This is a genomic window from Pseudovibrio sp. POLY-S9 (genome assembly GCF_001431305.1).
Lineage (GTDB): Bacteria > Pseudomonadota > Alphaproteobacteria > Rhizobiales > Stappiaceae > Pseudovibrio.
In genome coordinates this window covers 80,295-97,724 of record NZ_LCWX01000212.1, presented here as the reverse complement: position 1 = coordinate 97,724, position 17,430 = coordinate 80,295, and the positions used below count along the sequence as shown (strand labels likewise).

The 17,430-nt window shown below is 52.6% G+C and carries 14 protein-coding genes; 2 read left to right on the top strand and 12 right to left on the bottom strand.

Going from position 1 to position 17,430, the window contains the following annotated elements:
- The 12 genes from PPL9_RS21355 to PPL9_RS21300 form a co-directional block, all read right to left on the bottom strand.
- The coding region (locus PPL9_RS21355; protein ID WP_057464615.1) for a MerR family DNA-binding protein at positions 1–343 on the bottom strand (343 nt) is incomplete at its 3' end.
- Between the two features lie 16 nt (positions 344–359).
- Positions 360–2,819: a heavy metal translocating P-type ATPase gene (locus tag PPL9_RS21350; RefSeq protein WP_208989526.1), complete on the bottom strand. Its 2,460-nt coding sequence runs from the start codon at positions 2,817–2,819 to the stop codon at positions 360–362.
- Positions 2,820–2,939: 120 nt separating this feature from the next.
- A complete protein-coding gene (locus tag PPL9_RS21345) occupies positions 2,940–6,119 on the bottom strand; it encodes an efflux RND transporter permease subunit (protein WP_057464614.1) in 3,180 nt (1,059 codons plus the stop codon).
- Positions 6,116–7,624 (bottom strand): efflux RND transporter periplasmic adaptor subunit, encoded by a 1,509-nt coding sequence (locus PPL9_RS21340; RefSeq protein WP_057464613.1) that lies wholly within the window; start codon positions 7,622–7,624, stop codon positions 6,116–6,118. The genes PPL9_RS21345 and PPL9_RS21340 overlap by 4 nt, the downstream gene beginning before the upstream one ends.
- Before the next feature lie 277 nt (positions 7,625–7,901).
- Positions 7,902–8,279, bottom strand: coding sequence for a carboxymuconolactone decarboxylase family protein (locus tag PPL9_RS21335; protein WP_057464612.1), 378 nt, complete (start codon positions 8,277–8,279; stop codon positions 7,902–7,904).
- A gap of 14 nt (positions 8,280–8,293) precedes the next feature.
- Positions 8,294–9,745, bottom strand: a complete 1,452-nt coding sequence (locus PPL9_RS21330; protein WP_057464611.1) for an NAD-dependent succinate-semialdehyde dehydrogenase — start codon at positions 9,743–9,745, stop codon at positions 8,294–8,296.
- Between the two features lie 108 nt (positions 9,746–9,853).
- Complete coding sequence (locus PPL9_RS21325; protein ID WP_057464610.1) at positions 9,854–11,527, bottom strand: BCCT family transporter; 1,674 nt, start codon at positions 11,525–11,527, stop codon at positions 9,854–9,856.
- Between the two features lie 110 nt (positions 11,528–11,637).
- Positions 11,638–13,104 carry an aldehyde dehydrogenase gene (locus tag PPL9_RS21320; RefSeq protein WP_057464622.1) on the bottom strand — a complete coding sequence of 489 codons (1,467 nt, stop codon included), beginning with the start codon at positions 13,102–13,104 and terminating at the stop codon, positions 11,638–11,640.
- On the bottom strand, positions 13,104–14,150 hold the full coding sequence (locus PPL9_RS21315) for an LLM class flavin-dependent oxidoreductase (protein WP_057464609.1): 1,047 nt from the start codon (positions 14,148–14,150) through the stop codon (positions 13,104–13,106). Before PPL9_RS21315 ends, PPL9_RS21320 begins: the two co-directional genes overlap by 1 nt.
- A gap of 3 nt (positions 14,151–14,153) precedes the next feature.
- Positions 14,154–15,071 (bottom strand): flavin reductase family protein, encoded by a 918-nt coding sequence (locus tag PPL9_RS21310; protein ID WP_057464608.1) that lies wholly within the window; start codon positions 15,069–15,071, stop codon positions 14,154–14,156.
- 17 nt (positions 15,072–15,088) lie between these two features.
- Positions 15,089–15,895 (bottom strand): alpha/beta hydrolase, encoded by an 807-nt coding sequence (locus tag PPL9_RS21305; protein WP_057464607.1) that lies wholly within the window; start codon positions 15,893–15,895, stop codon positions 15,089–15,091.
- Positions 15,861–16,469, bottom strand: a complete 609-nt coding sequence (locus PPL9_RS21300; protein ID WP_057464621.1) for an amino acid synthesis family protein — start codon at positions 16,467–16,469, stop codon at positions 15,861–15,863. The genes PPL9_RS21305 and PPL9_RS21300 overlap by 35 nt, the downstream gene beginning before the upstream one ends.
- Positions 16,470–16,580: 111 nt before the next feature.
- On the opposite strand from PPL9_RS21300, the gene PPL9_RS21295 reads away from it, so the two are divergent.
- The gene (locus PPL9_RS21295; protein WP_057464606.1) at positions 16,581–17,279 is read left to right on the top strand and encodes a GntR family transcriptional regulator; all 699 of its coding nucleotides are present in this window, start codon (positions 16,581–16,583) and stop codon (positions 17,277–17,279) included.
- Positions 17,279–17,430, top strand: a 152-nt coding sequence (locus tag PPL9_RS31500; protein WP_152986788.1) for a DUF1330 domain-containing protein, incomplete at its 3' end; no start/stop codon positions are given. The genes PPL9_RS21295 and PPL9_RS31500, both read left to right, overlap by 1 nt.

Below are 17,430 nucleotides of genomic sequence, written 5' to 3'. Positions count from 1 at the left end.
GGTCGCCGGCGCAGGCGGTTATGAGGTGGGTGAGTGTGTCGCGCATGGCGATGAGGTCGGCGATTTTGGCTTCGATTTCTTTCACGTGTTGTTGCGCGATCTTTTTGACGTCAGAACTGCCGCGTTCTTTGTCTTCATAGAGTGCCAGCAAGGCCCGGCACTCTTCGATGTTGAACCCGAGAGAACGGGCACGGCCAATGAATGTTAGCTTGTGCAGCTCCGTTTCCTCAAAGATCCGGTAGCCGTTTTCGTTCCGTTTGGGATGAAGGAACCCAATATCCTCATAATAACGGATGGTCTTGGTCGGGATGCCGGAGCGTTCTGCTACTTCGCCAATATTCATCGTCGTTCCATCCCTCTTAATGCGCAGTTGTTGCTTTGATCCAGCGTAACCGCAATGCGTTGGTTAAGACAAACACGCTTGAAAGTGCCATAGCACCTGCTGCCAGTACAGGAGACAGAAGCGGGCCACCGAATGGATATAACACGCCAGCAGCAACCGGGATCAGCAGTGTATTGTAACTGAATGCCCAGAACAGGTTCTGGCGGATGTTGCGCATGGTTTGCTGACTGATGTGGAACGCATTGACCACACCGTTCAGGTCTCCTGCCATCAGAACGACATCCGCGGCTTCAATTGCCACATCAGTGCCGGTGCCAATGGCAATACCAACGTCTGCTGCTGCCAGAGCAGGCGCATCATTGATTCCGTCGCCCACGAAGGCCAGTTTACCGGAAGCGTTCTTACGCAAGTCTTCCAGCGCACGGACTTTGCCGTCAGGCAGAACTTCGGCAACCACGCTGTCGATACCAAGTTCGGCTGCAATGGCGTTGGCTGTCTTCTGGTTATCACCTGTTATCATCACAACCTTCAAGCCAAGCCCATGAAGGGACTTGATCGCATCCGGAGTTGTTTTCTTGATTGGGTCAGCAACTGCAATTACCGCTGCAATTTTTCCATCAATAGCAACGTAAAGCGGGGTTTTTCCTCTAGTTGCAAGTACGGTTGCATCAACAGAAAGCTGTTCCAGTACAATGCCTTCACGGTCCATCAAGCGATCTGCACCAACCAGAACATCGTGCCCTTGCACAACCGCACTGACACCAAATCCAGTCAGAGAGTTAAAGCTCTCTGGTTTTGGAAGCGCAATGCCACGTTCTTCGACGGCCTGCACGATCGCCTTTGCAATGGGGTGTTCGGAGCTTTGCTCAACAGCTGCAACCAATCGCAGAACATCTTCCTCCTCAAAACCTTCATGCAGGATAATGTCTGTTAGTTCCGGATGTCCGGCAGTGAGTGTGCCGGTCTTATCCAAGGCAACCACCTTGGTTTCCTGAAGCATCTGCAACGCATCGCCTTTGCGGAACAGGACGCCAAGTTCGGCTGCGCGGCCTGTACCAACCATAATGGAGATTGGCGTTGCAAGCCCCATGGCACATGGGCAAGCGATGATAAGCACAGCAACACCGGCGACCAAAGCAAGACTAAGCGCGGGATCAGGGCCAAACAGGAACCACACAGCAACGGTGAGGATCGCAATGGTAATCACAGCTGGCACAAACCACGACGTGATTTTGTCGACCAATCCCTGAATTGGCAGCTTGGCACCCTGAGCCTGTTCCACCATCTGAATGATTTGTGAGAGAACGGTATCATTGCCAACTTTACTTGCACGCACGCTTAAGGCACCTGTGCCGTTGATTGTTGCGCCGACAACATCGTCACCAGAGGCCTTTTCAACCGGGATTGGCTCACCTGTAATCATGCTCTCATCCACGAAGGAAGAACCTGAGACAACGGCACCATCCACGGCGATCTTTTCACCTGGGCGCACCTGAATGACATCACCGACAATGATCTCTTCAATCGGGACTTCTGTCGCCACGCCATCGCGCTCAACACGCGCGGTTTTAGCCTGCATGCCAACGAGTTTCTGGATCGCCTCGCCAGTTCTGCCTTTGGCGCGTGCCTCCAGAAAGCGGCCTAGCAAGATGAGGACGACAATTACAGCAGCGGCCTCGTAATAGACGTTTACGGTTCCCGCCGGAAGCAATTGCGGCGCAAAAGTTGAAACGAGAGAGAATACATAAGCGGCGGAGGTCCCAAGTGCGACCAGAGAATTCATATCCGGTGCGCCTTTTAAGAGCGACGGGAAGCCCTTGGTGTAGAAATGTCGGCCCGGTCCAAAGAGCACAACAGTCGTCAGGATGAACTGCAGATAATAACTGTTCTGCAAACCAAGTGAGTTCTCAACCAGCATATGGACGCCGGGAATGAAGTGACTTCCCATTTCGATAAGAAAAACTGGAAGTGCCAGCACGGCAGCGAGCAACACCTTGCTCTTAAGCTGACGGATCTCATCTGTTTTGCGGTGAGCTGCTTCAGCAGGCTCGGTCTTGTCCAATGTAGCAGGATACCCTGCTGAGGTGACCAGTTCAGCAATCGCGGAGGGTGTTATCGCCCCCACTGCGTAATGCACTGTCGCACTTTCTGTTGCCAGATTAACATTGGCTTCCAGAACACCATTTCCGGCTCGCAAAGCCTTTTCAGCTCGTCCCACACAAGACGCGCAGCTCAGGTTCTCAACACCAAAGGTGATGCTTTCTGTGAGCGCTGGATAGCCAGCTTTCTGAAGCGCATCGGCCACATCTTGCGGCGTGAGGGTCTCATCGTAATTGACCTGTACGCTTTCTGTTGCAAGATTGACAGAGGCGTTCGCCACACCCGAAATACTCTTGAGTGCTTTCTCGACACGACCGACGCAAGACGCACAATTCATGCCTTCGACTTGCATTTTCAGTGTTGAACTGTGGGACATAATTTCACCATTTCATTGTCTATTGAAGGCACCCTAAGGGTTCCAGCGACTGGAAGGTCAAGACTAAAATCATCAGGAAAATGAAAAGACTTTGGCCATCAGGTAAATGACAGCGAAACATCACTTAGTCTTTGTTTTCTCCAGACTTTCACTGGCTTCTTCTGCGGTGATTTTATTCAAGGCAGATAGTAGGGCTCTCTTCCAAAGCACATAAATTGCCGGAATAACGAAGAGTGTCAGCAGTGTTGCGGTGATCATGCCGCCAACCATTGGGGCTGCAATCCGTTTCATGATCTCTGAGCCTGTTGCACTGCCCAGCATGATCGGTATCAACCCGGCAAAGATGGTTGCCACGGTCATCACTTTTGGCCGCAATCGTAACAGGGCACCCTCGACAACGGCATCAAGGATATCTTTTGCGGTGAGGACCTTGTGTTCTTTCCTGGCAAACGCCACGCGCTTGTCCCAGGAAAGGTTCAGGTACAACAACATCACGATGGCTGTTTCGACAGCCACGCCTGCCAGGGCAATGAAGCCGACCAGTACGGCAACCGACAAGTCAAACCCCAGAGCGTAAACAAACCAAACACCGCCTGTCAGCGCGACTGGCAGAGACGTCAGAATGATTGCCACTTCACCCACGCGGTTGAATGCGAGGAAAAGCATCAGAGTGATGATCAGCAATGTCACGGGCGCAACCAACTGTAAGCGTTCCTGAACACGCTCGATATACTCATACTGTCCTGACCATGTGATCGAGTAGCCAGCAGGGATTTTGACTTCGGAAGCAACCAGTTCTTGTGCTTCGCTGACATAACCGCCAAGGTCTCGTCCCTCGATATCAATGAAAACAAAACCTGTTGGTCGCGCATTCTCTGAGCGGATCATACCGGGGCCGTCAACAATGTTGATATCAGAGACAGCTCCAAGCGGAATATGCGCACCTGATGGTGTCACAACAGGGAGTTTCTCAAGTTGATCCGGGCTGCTTCTCCAATCCTGAGGATAGCGCAGATTGATGGGGTATCGCTCCAAACCCTCAACGCTTTCAGCAATATCCATTCCGCCAATCGCGGTTTGCACCACATCCTGAACATCCTTGATATTCAGCATATAGCGAGCGGCTGCATTCCGATCGATGTCGATTTCAATAAAGCGCGCACCTCTTGGTCGCTCTGCGTAAGAGGACAGCGTCCCCTCAACGCCTTTCACGAGGCCTTCAATCTTCACTGCAATGTCTTGAATGACCTGCAGGTCCGGCCCCGACACTTTGACGCCGACAGGTGTTTTCATACCAGTTGCAAGCATATCAATGCGGTTCTTGATCGGTTGGATCCAGACGTTTGTAAGGCCCGGAACCTGAACTGACTTGTCCAGCTCCTGACGGATCTTTTCAAGCGTCATCCCTTCACGCCACTGATCTTGCGGTCTGAGCTGAATGGTGGTCTCAAACATGGTCAGTGGAGCTGGATCTGTTGCTGTTTCAGCGCGTCCAAGTTTGCCGTGAACGGTCTTTACCTCAGGCACCTGCATGATCATACGGTCCGTCTGCTGAAGTACCTCACGCGCCTTACCAATAGAAACACCGGTGTACAGTGACGGCATGTAAAGAAAGTCACCTTCCTTCAACTCCGGCATGAACTCAGACCCAATCCGGTTCAGCGGCACAAGAATGGACGCAACCAGAACCAGCGCAAAGATGATCGTTGTTTTGGGCCAGGCAATCACGCCTGCAAGTGCGGGCCGGTACAAGGCGATGCACAACCGATTGACCGGGTTCTTCGCCTCAGGATGAATGCGTCCTCGCACAAAATATCCCATCAGTACCGGTACAAGCGTGATGCTGAGAATGGACGCAGCCGCCATGGCATAGGTTTTAGTGAACGCAAGCGGCTTGAACAGACGACCTTCCTGCGCTTCCAGCACAAACACCGGCAGAAAGCTGATGGTGATAATCGCCAGTGAATAGAACAGAGCTGGTCCAACCTCGGAACAGCATTCGGCGACAATCTTCCAGCGGTTCTTATCGGGTTTCGGTTCCTTCTCAAGCCGTCGATGCATGGCCTCAATCATCACAATGGCCGCATCAACCATCGCTCCAATAGCGATAGCGATCCCGCCAAGGGACATGATGTTCGCATTCACCCCTTGCAGACGCATCACCAGCAGTGCCGTCAAAATGCCAAGAGGAAGCGAAATCAAAATGACCAATGAAGATCTGAGATGCAGGAGAAACACTGCACACACCAGAACCACGACCAGAAACTCCTCTGAGAGTTTGGTGGTTAGGTTATCAATTGCTCGCTCAATCACCCCAGCCCGGTCATAGGTGGTCACAATCTCCACGCCTTCAGGCAGGTTCGGTTTCAGCTCCTCCAGCTTGGCATGCACACCCTCAAGTGTTCTCAGCGGGTTTTCACCCCAGCGCATAATGACAACGGCCCCAACGGAGTCGCCTTCGCCGTTCAGGTCAGCCACACCACGGCGCATTTGCGGACCAAGGCGGATGTCTGCCACATCGCTCAGGGTGAGAGCTGCACCACGCTCATTCACCTTGATCGGGATTTGCTCAAGATCCTCAATAGATTGGATGTACCCGGTTGCACGGACCATGTACTCCGCTTCTGCCATCTCAATCACACTGCCGCTGGTCTCGCGGTTCGCGTTCTGGATCGTGCTCATGAGAGCAGGCAATGTCACGCCATAGGCTCGTAGTTTGTTGGGGTCAACGACCACCTGATACTGCTTGACCATACCGCCGATGGTTGCCACTTCCGACACGCCGCTGACAGTTTGAAGCTCATACTTCAACCACCAGTCCTGTAAAGAGCGCAGCTGTGCCAGATCATGTTGACCGGTCCGGTCAATCAGGGCGTACTGAAAAATCCAGCCAACTCCTGTCGCATCTGGACCCAGTTCAGGCGTCACGCCTTCAGGTAGTTGGGCTCCAACCTGAGCAAGGTATTCCAACACCCGGCTTCTGGCCCAATAAAGGTCTGTACGGTCTTTAAAGACCACATAGACGTAGGAATCGCCATAAAACGAGAACCCGCGCACGTCGAACACATCTGGCACTGACAGCATGGCTGTGGCGATCGGATAGGTTACCTGATCCTCAATGACCTGAGGGGCCTGTCCGTCATAAGGGGTTTTGATAATGACCTGCACATCAGACAGATCCGGAATTGCATCAACCGGTGTTTCTTTCAGCGCCCAGATGCCACCAAGTGTCAGCATCACAGCGGCCATGAGCACAATCACGCGGTTCCTGATGGATGCACGTATGATGGAGCCAATCATTTTTCATCGGCCCCCACCGTGTCAGCAGGTGCTGTTTTTGACGCTTGATCTTTTACATCTCGCAGATCGACAAGGCTGAAGCGCTGGTCAGCCCCCTTTGAGATAGCAAACTCAATAGACCTATCATATTGGAATGCGTGGTTCTTCAGGTTTGCACGGACCGCAAACGTCGTTTCCATCGCTGGCCACTGCAACTCCTCAATGGCATCATGTCGAATGGTGACGGAGTTTGTCTCTGCATCAAAGTTGATCACTGTGCCATTAACCCAGATGGGGCCGTCTTGCGCAGAAGACATGCGGGCCATGCCCGCCGAAAGAGAACTCTCACTATCAATCAGAAACTGAGCGGAGGTTACAACTTCTTCCCCTGCTTCAAGCCCCTGTAAGATCTCGGTCCTGCTTCCTCCTCCAAAACGCCCCGTCAGGCCCGGCGTCACCATGCGTGGCTGAAACGTGCCCTCCTCAGTTTGCAGGATAACCCGATCAGATGAACCTGTGCGGATCAGCGCGCTGGCTGGAATTGTCAATGCACGTCGCGTTTCTGATGGGATGATGGTTACACGGCCAAACATGTTCGGACGTAAAACACCCTCTGAGTTGTCAAAATGCAGCCGGACCGGCAGGGTGCGCGTCACCGCATCCAATTCCGGGTAGATATAATCGATGCGGCCCTCAAGCACTTGCCCGGGCAGGTGCTCAAAGCTCGCAAGCACATCGCTGTTTTTGCTCAGACGGGCAATGTCCTGTTCAAACACATCCACCATCAACCACACAGAGGACATATCAGACAAAGTAAGTGCTATGGAATCCGGCTGTAGATACATGCCATCCGCCGCTTCCAATGTGGTCACCACGCCGGATTGAGGAGCGTACACCTTGAAGACCCTGGCCGGAGTATTCGCCCGAGCCATCTCATCAATCTGGGCGTCATCAATACCGTAATTCTGAAGTTGGATCCGGATGTTCTGCTCGGTTTGCTTATCATTCCGGCGCACAGCCCGGATCAGATCAGCACTCGCAACTGTCACCTCTGGCGCATAGACAGTGAAAAGCAAATCTCCCTTCTCTACGGGATCACCAATTGCACGGATGTTGAGCTTCTTGATCCACCCTTCCGTACGTAAGTGAACCTGGCTGGAACGATGCTCGTCATAGCCAACAAAACCAACACTTTCGATTTTCTCTGAGATAGGCTCAACGCTGGCGGTGGCCGTGCGTACACCGATGCTGTTAATCACATTTGGAGACAACACAACAGAACTCCCAGATTGCTCAGCATCCTGTCCTGCATAAACAGGAACAAGATCCATCCCCATAGGAGACTTTCCAGGTGCATCGCGCCGGAAACTCGGGTCCATTGGTGCAACCCAGTATAGAACTTCACTTTCAGCACTGCCTGCCCTGTCAGAAGTCCAGTCCATCGAACTTCCAATAAAGATCCCTAGCCCAGCCGAAACACTTGCTACAATCGCAAGCCCAGCCACAACCGCGTATCCACGACGCATCGGTCCTGTCCTGATTTACAAAACACTATTCAGACCTGAAGGTGCTTTGCTACCGCCGGGATACTCACCATCCCAACCAAATCCCTCCAAGCTCACAAAACAGCACCACTTTTCTTTATTCCTTCTGGCACTGCCCAACTTAGTATCCAACATTCTAATCCTTCCAGTGACTGGAAGGTCAAGGGTGATACTGAAGCCCAGTACTTGCCGTAATCAAAAAAAGCCCTGCCGATATCATCAGCAGGGCTCCAAAAAAGACTTCTTAGTAACAGAGGCTCTACAACTCCCCCGCCTCTTCCAGCACTTTTCTTGCGCTGCGGAAGCATTCTACTCCGGCGGGGACGCCGGCGTAGATGGCGACGATGTGGCAGGCGGCGCGGATTTGTTCTTTCGTGACGCCGTTGCGCAGTGCGCCTTTGCAGTGCAGTTCCCATTCGTGCATTTTGCCGAGTGCGCCAATCATGGCCAGGTTCATCAGACTGCGAGTTGGTGCATCGATAGCGTCATCTCCCCAGCCGAAACCCCAGCACCATTCGGTCATGGCTTCCTGAAACGGACGATTGAAGTCGTCCGCCTTTGCCAGGTTGGTCTCGACGTACTCAGCGCCAAGGGTGGATTTACGCTGTTTCAGGCCTATTTCAAACCGGTCAGACATTCTTGTTTTCTCTCTTAAACGCTGATGCAGATGTATTTCATCTCAACATAATCTTCGATGCCGTACTTGGAGCCTTCGCGGCCAAGTCCAGATTGTTTGACGCCTCCAAATGGTGCAACTTCAGTGGAGATCAGACCGGTGTTGACGCCTACCATGCCGTACTCCAACTCTTCCGCCACTTTGTAGACCGTGGAGAGATCATTGCTGTAGAAGTAAGAGGCTAGGCCGAACTCGGTATCGTTCGCTGCTGCAATGGCTTCGTCAACTTCCTTGAAGCGGAACAGTGGAGCAAGCGGACCGAACGTTTCTTCTCTTGCCACGTCCATCTCACCGGTCACATTGGCAAGAACGGTTGGCTCAAAAAAGGTGCCACCTTTGTCGCTGCGCTCACCACCGCACACAATTCTCGCGCCGTTCTCAAGTGCATTCTTGATGTGGGATTCCACCTTTTGAACGGCAGCTTCTGTGATGAGCGGTCCGATGGTCACACCGGATTGGAAGCCATCACCAACACTCAGGTTACGAACAGCATCCGCAAGTTTTTTGGCGAAGGCGTCGTAAACACCATCCTGTACATAGATACGGTTGGAGCAAACGCAGGTTTGGCCGGCATTGCGGAACTTGGAAATCAGTGCACCTTCAACGGCCTTGTCCAGATCTGCATCATTGAACACGATAAACGGTGCATTCCCGCCCAGTTCCAGAGAGAGCTTCTTAATCTGGTCAGCACTTTGGCGCATGAGAATGCGGCCAACATTTGTGGAGCCAGTGAAGCTGATCTTCTGAACAATGTCGTTGGTGCACAGCTCTTCACCGACTGCAACGGCATCCGTTGATGGAAGGATGCTCAGCACGCCTTTCGGAATGCCAGCTTGTTCTGCCAGCAATGCCAAAGCAAGCGCGGAAAGAGGTGTCTCAGCAGCAGGTTTTACGATCATCGCACAGCCAGCAGCCAGTGCAGGCGCAGCTTTGCGGGTGATCATTGCATTTGGAAAGTTCCATGGTGTGATCGCTCCAACAACCCCGACTGGCTGCTTGATCACCATGATGCGTTTGTCTTCCTGATGGCCCGGAATAGTGTCGCCGTAAATACGCTTTGCTTCTTCCGAAAACCATTCAATGAAGCTGGCACCGTAAAGGATCTCACCTTTTGCTTCTGCAACCGGTTTCCCCATTTCTGCGGTCAGTATGGTTGCAAGATCATCTGCATTTTCAACCAGCAGGTCGAACCAGCGCCTTAGAACCTGCGCGCGGTCCTTGCCTGTGCGCTTGCCCCATGCTTTTTGCGCAGTCTTCGCGGCGGTGATCGCATCGACCACATCAGAGCGCGAGCAATCGGCAACATTGGCAATCAGTTCACCTGTAGAGGGGTTGTTGACTGCAAAGGTTTTCTGGCGCGAAACAAAGCTACCATCGATATATGCACCGGATTGCAACAGGCTTGGGTTGTTCAGCTTCAGGTCCATGGCGACACCCTTTGTCTTTCATTGTTGTCACATCGGCATAGTCATCACGCCGGAAAAGAATGGGGACCAGATGTGGCCCCCATTCCGTTCATTTTCCGTTAAATCGGATTACGCCCGCAGTTCGCGATCCAGAGCCGTTCCGTCAGGAGCGACTTCCTCATGAGGGTCTCTCACTGCACTTGAATCTTGCATGAGCGATTTCACAATTCCCCATGACATGAGAACCACAAGAGCACTGATCGGCAAGGCAGCTGCGATGGCAGCAGTTTGCAATGCGGATAATCCACCAGCAAGCAAGAGCGCCGCAGCAACAACACCCTGAGCAACACCCCAAATCACACGGTGCTGTTTAGGTGGGTGTGCATTCCCCATAGACAGGATTGTTGTGATCACCAAAGTGCCGGAGTCGGATGACGTGATAAACCATGTCGCCAGCAAGAAGGTGGTGAGTGCAGCAATCAGCCAGCTGATTGTGCCATTAGAGGTCATCTGCTCAATGGTGCCATAGAGCGCGCCACCAAGGTTCCAGCTGTTGACGGTATCAATCAGACCCGCAGTACCAACACCGCCTGGTGCATTCATTTCGATGAACAGTGCATTGCCGCCAAAAATGGTGATCCAGAGGAAGGCCATCACGGTTGGCACAAGCATTGCGCCGAACATAAACTCACGAATGGTACGACCACGGCTGATGCGTGCAATGAACATGCCCACGAATGGTGCCCAGGACAGCCACCAACCCCAGTAGAACATGGTCCAGCCGCCTTGCCATTTCACATCGCCCGGTTCACTTGCGGTCCAGAAGCCCATGGACAGGAAGTTGGACATGTAATCGCCAACGGATGTGAGGAAGAAGCTTGCGAGCCACTGAGATGGACCTGCTACGACAAAGAACAGGATCAGCAGCAGTGTGAGAGCGATGTTCCACTCGGAAAGAATACGAATACCCTTACCAATGCCAGATACAGCCGACAGTGTCGCGATTATAGAAATACCAATAACCAGAGCAATCTGGGTAAGAGTGCCCGGATCAACGCCAAACAGCACATTCAGGCCCTGTGCCATCTGGTTTACGCCAAGCCCCATGGATGTCGCGATGCCGAACACGGTGCCAAACACGGCAAGCAGATCAACCGCATGACCAGCTGGACCGTAGATGCGCTCGCCGAGGATCGGGTAAAGAGCACTACGGAACGTCAGTGGCAGCTTTTTGCGGAATGAGAAGTACGCAAGGCAAAGTCCGGTGATGGTGTAAATCGCCCAACCATGCAGACCCCAGTGGAAGTTGGTCACACGCACCGCATCAACTGCACGGTCCATGTTCATCTCATTGTGGCCAGCCATATCCGCAAACGGGTTGTTTGGATAACCCCAGCCCGCGGAATTGTCGAAGTAGAACAACGGCTCTGCAACACCAAAGAACATGATGCCAATGGATACACTTGCGGAAAACAGCATTGCAAACCATGCAAAGTTGCTGAATTCCGGACGTGCATCATCATCGCCCAGACGGATGGAGCCAAACCGGCTGACCATCAAGCCAATGCAAATGAAGAAGATGATCATGACTGAGGAGATGTAGTACCAGCTCAGCGCTGTTTCGACCCAGCTGCGTACCGCCCCGTACAGCTCACCGGCATAATCAACATTCAAAATCGTGAACACAACAAATGCCGCAACCATAGCCTTGGCTGCGATAGACATTCCGTTGTGCAGGCCTTTAAAGAGCCCCGTTTCGGCAACATTCAGATCTTTCTGAATGTGCTCTTTTTCGATAGCCATAGTTCCCTCCCAGGCTAAATTAATCGGACATTGTGTCCGTGCCGGGTTTCACCGCCGGCTTATCTCCAGCCGCTGCTGAACAGGAGCTACGGATGGGGTTCTCCCTGTTCTCAGCGCATAACGAATGGATCCGGAATCGGATCATCAGAGGTGCGCAACCATACTGTTTTGACTGTTGTGTAATCCAAAGCTGCCTGCAGTCCGCCTTCACGGCCATGACCGGAAAGTCCCTGTCCACCAAACGGAGCAACGGGGGAAACTGCGCGGTATGTGTTCACCCACACGATGCCAGAGCGAATGCCCTTTATCATGCGGTGTGCCCGCGTCAGGCTTTGTGTGAAGATGCCGGAAGCCAGGCCAAATTTTGTGTCGTTCGCCATCTGCAGGGCTTCATCCTCTGTCTCAAAGGTAAGAACAGAAAGGACTGGGCCAAACAGCTCCGTTGTCACACAAGGAGCATTTGGCACATCGGAGCAATCCAGAATGGTTGGCGGGAAGTAGAAACCATCACGGTCGCAATCCACACCACCTGTCAGGACCTTGGCACCAGCCTCAACAGAAGCTTTGATGACTGCATTGATGTGGTCGCGCTGGCGCTGGCTGCACAAAGGGCCGACCTCTGTTGCCATGTCCTGCGGATGCCCGATGACGACGGCTTCAGCTTTGGCCTTCAAGCGAGCAAGAAACTCATCCTTGATGCTCTTTGCGATTATCAGACGAGAACCTGCAACACAGCTTTGGCCTGTAGCTGCAAAAATGCCGGATATCTGCGCATTTACGGCACTGTCGATATCAGCATCTTCAAACACGATAAATGGAGATTTACCGCCCAGTTCAAGCGAAGTACTGGCAAGGTTTTCTGCGGAATTGCGCACGATGTGCTTTGCTGTTTCCGGTCCACCAGTAAACGCGACATGAGCCACGGACGGATGCGATGTCAGCACTTGCCCACATTCAGCACCAAACCCGGTGATGATGTTGACCACACCTTTCGGGAAGCCAGCTTCTTCAATCAGCTTGGCAAACTCCAAAAGAGGCGAAGGCCCTTCTTCAGACGCTTTCACAATCAACGTACAGCCAGCAGCCAATGCAGGGCCGATCTTAACGGCAGACAGGAACAGCTGGTTGTTCCAAGGAACAATGGCAGCGACCACGCCAACTGGCTCGCGGCGCAACCAAACTTCCATGTCTTGCTTGTCGATTGGAAGGTGCGCTCCTTCAATCTTATCTGCCAGGCCAGCATAATACCGATAGTAATCCGCCACATACGCCACCTGGGCAGATGTTTCGCGGATAATCTTCCCGGTGTCCTGCGTTTCCAACTGTGCCAGCTTTGACGCGTTCGCCTCAACCAGATCTGCCAGTTTGTAAAGCAACTTGCCGCGCTGTGTGGCGGTTAGGTTGCTCCAGGCAGGATCAAAGAAAGCCCGCTCAGCTGCAGCAACAGCACGGTTTACATCCTCAGTCCGCGCCTCGGGCATTTCTGCCCAAGGTTGACCCGTTGCCGGGTCCAGACTTTGAAATTGTGCTGAGCCATCTTCAAAACGACCATCGATATAGTGCTGGAAGCGTTTCATCATGCATCCTTTTGGAAAGCAGGCATCACTTCGTTGATGAAGCGTTCAAGAGACGCTTTCTTGCGCTCAAACGTCATGCCGCTATCAATCCAGAATGAGTATTCATCGTAGCCAAGGTCTTCGTAGTGCTTCAGGCGCTCGATGACTTTGTCAGACGTACCGATCACATTGTTGGTACGCATCTGCTCTGCGCTGTAGAATGGATGGTTCGCGATATCGTCGTCGCTGAGCGGCTCAATAAGACCCTGATTGATTGGGCGTTCGTTTTTGAACCATGCACCAAAGTAGTTGTAGAAACGGTTGACCTCTTCAGCGCCCTGCTGAACATCCGCCTCATCACCACCAACATAGGTGTGACGCAGCAACATAATTTTCGGACGTGGAATGGATGGGCTTTTCTCACAAGCATCGTTGAAGCGCTCCATGAGGCTCTCAACTTCATCATCCCCGTTCCAGAGCGGCGTTACCTGAACATTACAGCCGTTCGCCACCGCAAAATCATGGGAGTTTGGATCACGTGCAGCAACCCAGACAGGCGGGTGCGGATCCTGCATTGGTTGTGGTGCAGACGTCGTTTTCGGGAACTGCCAATACTCACCTTCGTGAGCAAAATCACCATCCCAAAGCTTCTTGACGGCAGGAACCAACTCGCGCATGCGCTGACCAGCTTCCCAGGCGTCAAGACCCGGGATCATGCGCTCATATTCAAAACTGTAGGCACCACGAGCAATACCCAGCTCAAGACGGCCATCCATAATGATATCCGCCATAGCTGCTTCGCCAGCCAGCTTGATTGGATGCCAGAAAGGCGCGATGACAGTTCCTGTTCCAAGACGTACATTTTCGGTCCGCCGTGCCAGATCTACAAGGTTGATGAAAGGGTTCGGCGCAATGGTGAAGTTCATGCCATGGTGTTCACCAGTCCAGATCGCATGCATGCCACCTTTGTCTGCAATCTCACAGAGCTGCAGAAACTCGTCATAGAGTTTTTGCTGGCTTTCATCAGCGGAAATGCGCTCAAGATGGATGAAAAGTGAAAATTTCATGGCTTACTCTCCCAGTGCGATTTTGCGCACTTCGCCGTTTTCATGATTTCCAAAATAGATGCCGAAATTGCCCTTCTGCGTCTCCTTCGCAAACCGGCCCAGCATTTTCTGTGTGGCAGCATCCTGCACGCGCGCCAGCACATCATCTGTCAGCGCGAGGAAGTTTCCAGACTGGCTGGCCCCTTCACCGGCTGAGCAATGGAAAGCCAGATGCTGGGCATTCGCTTCTTCATCTTCGTAGACGGAGTAAATGAAGCCGACAGAAGACGGGACACCGACCTCTTCCAGTAATGCTGCAAGTTCTTTGGTTGGAGTACCTTTGCTGACATTGCGCGTTGGCAACCGCAGTTGGCCTGCATCATCTTCAAAAAACAGCACTTTTTTGTCTCGTTCCAAGAGAGCGCTAACAACGGTTTCGCTATCTACCTGAATGGAGCTGACTTCTTGTGTGGCAGTAAAATATGCACCGCGCGCGTAACCCAGACCGTTGGCAACGCCGGTCTCAAAAGCCTTTACTTCACCGATCAGAATTGCATGGTCACCCGCGTCCACCACATTGTGCATTGAGCAATCAAACCATGCAGCTACATCAGAAAGGACCGGAGCGCCATTCGGGCCGACTTTCCAGTCAACCGTCGCAAAACGGTCTTCGACACGGCTTGCAAAGGTGTTGGACACATCCTTTTGGGTTTCTGCCAGAATGTTAACGGCGAAACCGGATGCCTCAGTCAACGCATCATAATTGCTGGAGCTTTTCGCAAGACACACCAGCAACAATGGTGGGTCGAGAGAAACGCTTGAAAAGGAATTTGCTGTAAAGCCGAGCGGCTCACCATCCTGCCCGTGGGCTGTCACAACCGTTACACCGGTAAGGAATGTACCAAATGCATTCCTCAATGTACGTGGGTCCATCGCTGTCATCGGGTAGATCTCCCTTTCTATCCGTTTGTTCTTATTGGCTGTTTTAACCAGCTTGCCATTGCGGCGTTGACTTGTTCCGGTGCTGTCAGGTTGACCATATGACGATGGCCTTCAATGATGCAGACCATGCCGTCCTGCGCTGCCTTGGCCATATCCACCGCCATTTCCTTGGTGGAGTTCGGATCACCATCACCCGTCAGCAAAAGCGCCGGGCATCTGATCTCCTCCCATTTGTCAGCATAGGTCGCGTCCCCATGTGCAAATGCGTTGTAAGTGACCGCATAGCCAACCGGATCAACCTCCCGGAGCCAGTTGCCGACTTTTTCTTTCGCCTGCTGATCCGCAATGCTTTCACTAAACCAACGGCTCAAAGGTCCGTCGATGTTGATGTTACCCTCTGCGATTTCCTTAGCTCGCGCCTCCACAGCACTGCGAGCTTCTGGAGATCTGCGGTAAACGCCGTTCAACAAAGCAACGCGTTTTACGCGTTCCGGGTACGTTGCTGCGTAACCACCGCTGATCAGTGCGCCCATGGAGTGACCGGCAAGATTCACCTGCTCAAACCCAAGTGCTGAGATCGCTGCATGCAGCCACGCTACATAGTCTTCCAGCTGAGAGCCTTGAGGAAGCGCAGTGCTTCCTCCATGCCCCGGCATGTTTACCGCGATAACACGATGCGTTTTCGCAAAGTGCTCGATTTGCGGCTCCCAGGAAGCATCCTGCATGCCAACCCCGTGGACCAGCACAAGCGGCTCACCTTCGCCAACCTCACGGTAGCAAACAGTGCCCTTAGGATGTGACAGCTGCAGGGTTGTCAACGTCATGTCCCAGCTCCTTAAGGTCCTGATAGCGATCACCAATCCGGTGGTGTGGGCGTCCTGAGAGTGAAGCTCCCAATGCGATGACGATTTCATCTGGGCCCGGAGCATCGGGAATAGCAAGCTGAATGGTGAGATAGTGTGAACGGCGACCACCGTCATTCTTGTCCATCAGCGGAATCATGATCGGAGCATTTGCACCAGCGCGGGTGTTACAAAACGCCAGATAGGTTTTGGCGCCGACAGCTTCACGGTAAAAATTACCAAATTGCAGCGTGTGAATGAGCGCAGAGGCATGCTCGACTTCACCGTTCACACCAACAACAGCTGCTTTACCGTAACCCTCAACAGCTTCACCAGAACCTGCAAAGTTGATGATCATATCCGTCAGCAAACTGCCAACATCTGGTGCAACATCATGGATGCCCGGACGCAGATCTTCAACAAAGCCCTGCCCAGCCCATGGGTTCTTGATCACAGCAACGGCCGCAATCATCCGCAATGGGGTCTCTGCTTTTTTGCCACCTTCAATCAGCGTGTCTTCCACGTGAAGAAGTGTCTTGCGTATCTCTGCTGGCATTGGTCTTCCGTTCATTCCACTGTCAAATTCAATGGTGATAAGATGGTATACCATAATACCGAATGTCAATACCTTCTTGCGAATGAAGTCAACGCAAGCTAGATTGCTGCCATGATCTCTACTGCAAATAATCCTTTGAAAATTGAGCGTCCCACCATGACGCTTCGCGATATGGCTCTTGAGAAAATGAGAGCCGCTATCATTGCCGGGCACTTCCAGTCAGGAGACCGTTTGGTCGAGCGGCCACTCTGCGACCAACTTGGCGTAAGCCGTTCAGTTGTAAGGGAAACAATCCGGTATCTTGAAGCAGAAGGCCTTGTTGAAATTCTGCCAAACAAAGGCCCGATCGTTGCCAAACTGGATTGGGAAAATGCGCAGCAGATCTACGAAATCCGCATGCTTTTGGAGACCAGCGCCGCACAAAAATGCGCTGAACTGGCCAAAGATGGGGATAAGAAAAAACTTGCTAAAGCGCTCGCTCAGCTCAAATTGGCCTACAGCAGCGGCGAAACAAACGACCTGTTTGAAGCAACAACATTATTCTATCAGTGCATTTTTGATATCAGCGGCCAGAACGTTGCATGGGAAGTGGTACAGCGACTCAACGGCCGCATCAGCCGTCTGCGCGCAATGACTTTGGGTACTCGTGACCGCCATGATGCAGGTTACAAACGGATCGAGAAAATCTACTCCGCAATCGAAACGAACGACCCTCAGGCCGCTGCAGCTGCCATTCAGTTACATCTGACGGAAGCTGCTAATATTGCCAAGACCCTTCTGACTGCAGAGCTGAGTAAAAGCGAAAAATAATGCCTAAAGCCTACTGGATTGCCCACGTCACAGTCACGGACGCTGACGCCTACACAAACTACACCCATGCTGCTCCAGCCGCCTTCCAAAAATACGGCGCCCGCTTCCTCGCCCGCGGCGGAAAAACCGAGCACCTGGAAGGCACCACACA

Coding starts and splice junctions, on each gene's coding strand:
- PPL9_RS21325 (WP_057464610.1), bottom strand. CDS start 11,527: ATGGCTATCGAAAAAGAGCACATTCAGAAAGATCTGAATGTTGCCGAA.
- PPL9_RS21345 (WP_057464614.1), bottom strand. CDS start 6,119: ATGATTGGCTCCATCATACGTGCATCCATCAGGAACCGCGTGATTGTG.
- PPL9_RS21305 (WP_057464607.1), bottom strand. CDS start 15,895: ATGACGTTGACAACCCTGCAGCTGTCACATCCTAAGGGCACTGTTTGC.
- PPL9_RS21295 (WP_057464606.1), top strand. CDS start 16,581: ATGATCTCTACTGCAAATAATCCTTTGAAAATTGAGCGTCCCACCATG.
- PPL9_RS21315 (WP_057464609.1), bottom strand. CDS start 14,150: ATGAAATTTTCACTTTTCATCCATCTTGAGCGCATTTCCGCTGATGAA.
- PPL9_RS21330 (WP_057464611.1), bottom strand. CDS start 9,745: ATGGACCTGAAGCTGAACAACCCAAGCCTGTTGCAATCCGGTGCATAT.
- PPL9_RS21300 (WP_057464621.1), bottom strand. CDS start 16,469: ATGCCAGCAGAGATACGCAAGACACTTCTTCACGTGGAAGACACGCTG.
- PPL9_RS21320 (WP_057464622.1), bottom strand. CDS start 13,104: ATGAAACGCTTCCAGCACTATATCGATGGTCGTTTTGAAGATGGCTCA.
- PPL9_RS21335 (WP_057464612.1), bottom strand. CDS start 8,279: ATGTCTGACCGGTTTGAAATAGGCCTGAAACAGCGTAAATCCACCCTT.
- PPL9_RS21340 (WP_057464613.1), bottom strand. CDS start 7,624: ATGCGTCGTGGATACGCGGTTGTGGCTGGGCTTGCGATTGTAGCAAGT.
- PPL9_RS21310 (WP_057464608.1), bottom strand. CDS start 15,071: ATGACAGCGATGGACCCACGTACATTGAGGAATGCATTTGGTACATTC.
- PPL9_RS21350 (WP_208989526.1), bottom strand. CDS start 2,819: ATGTCCCACAGTTCAACACTGAAAATGCAAGTCGAAGGCATGAATTGT.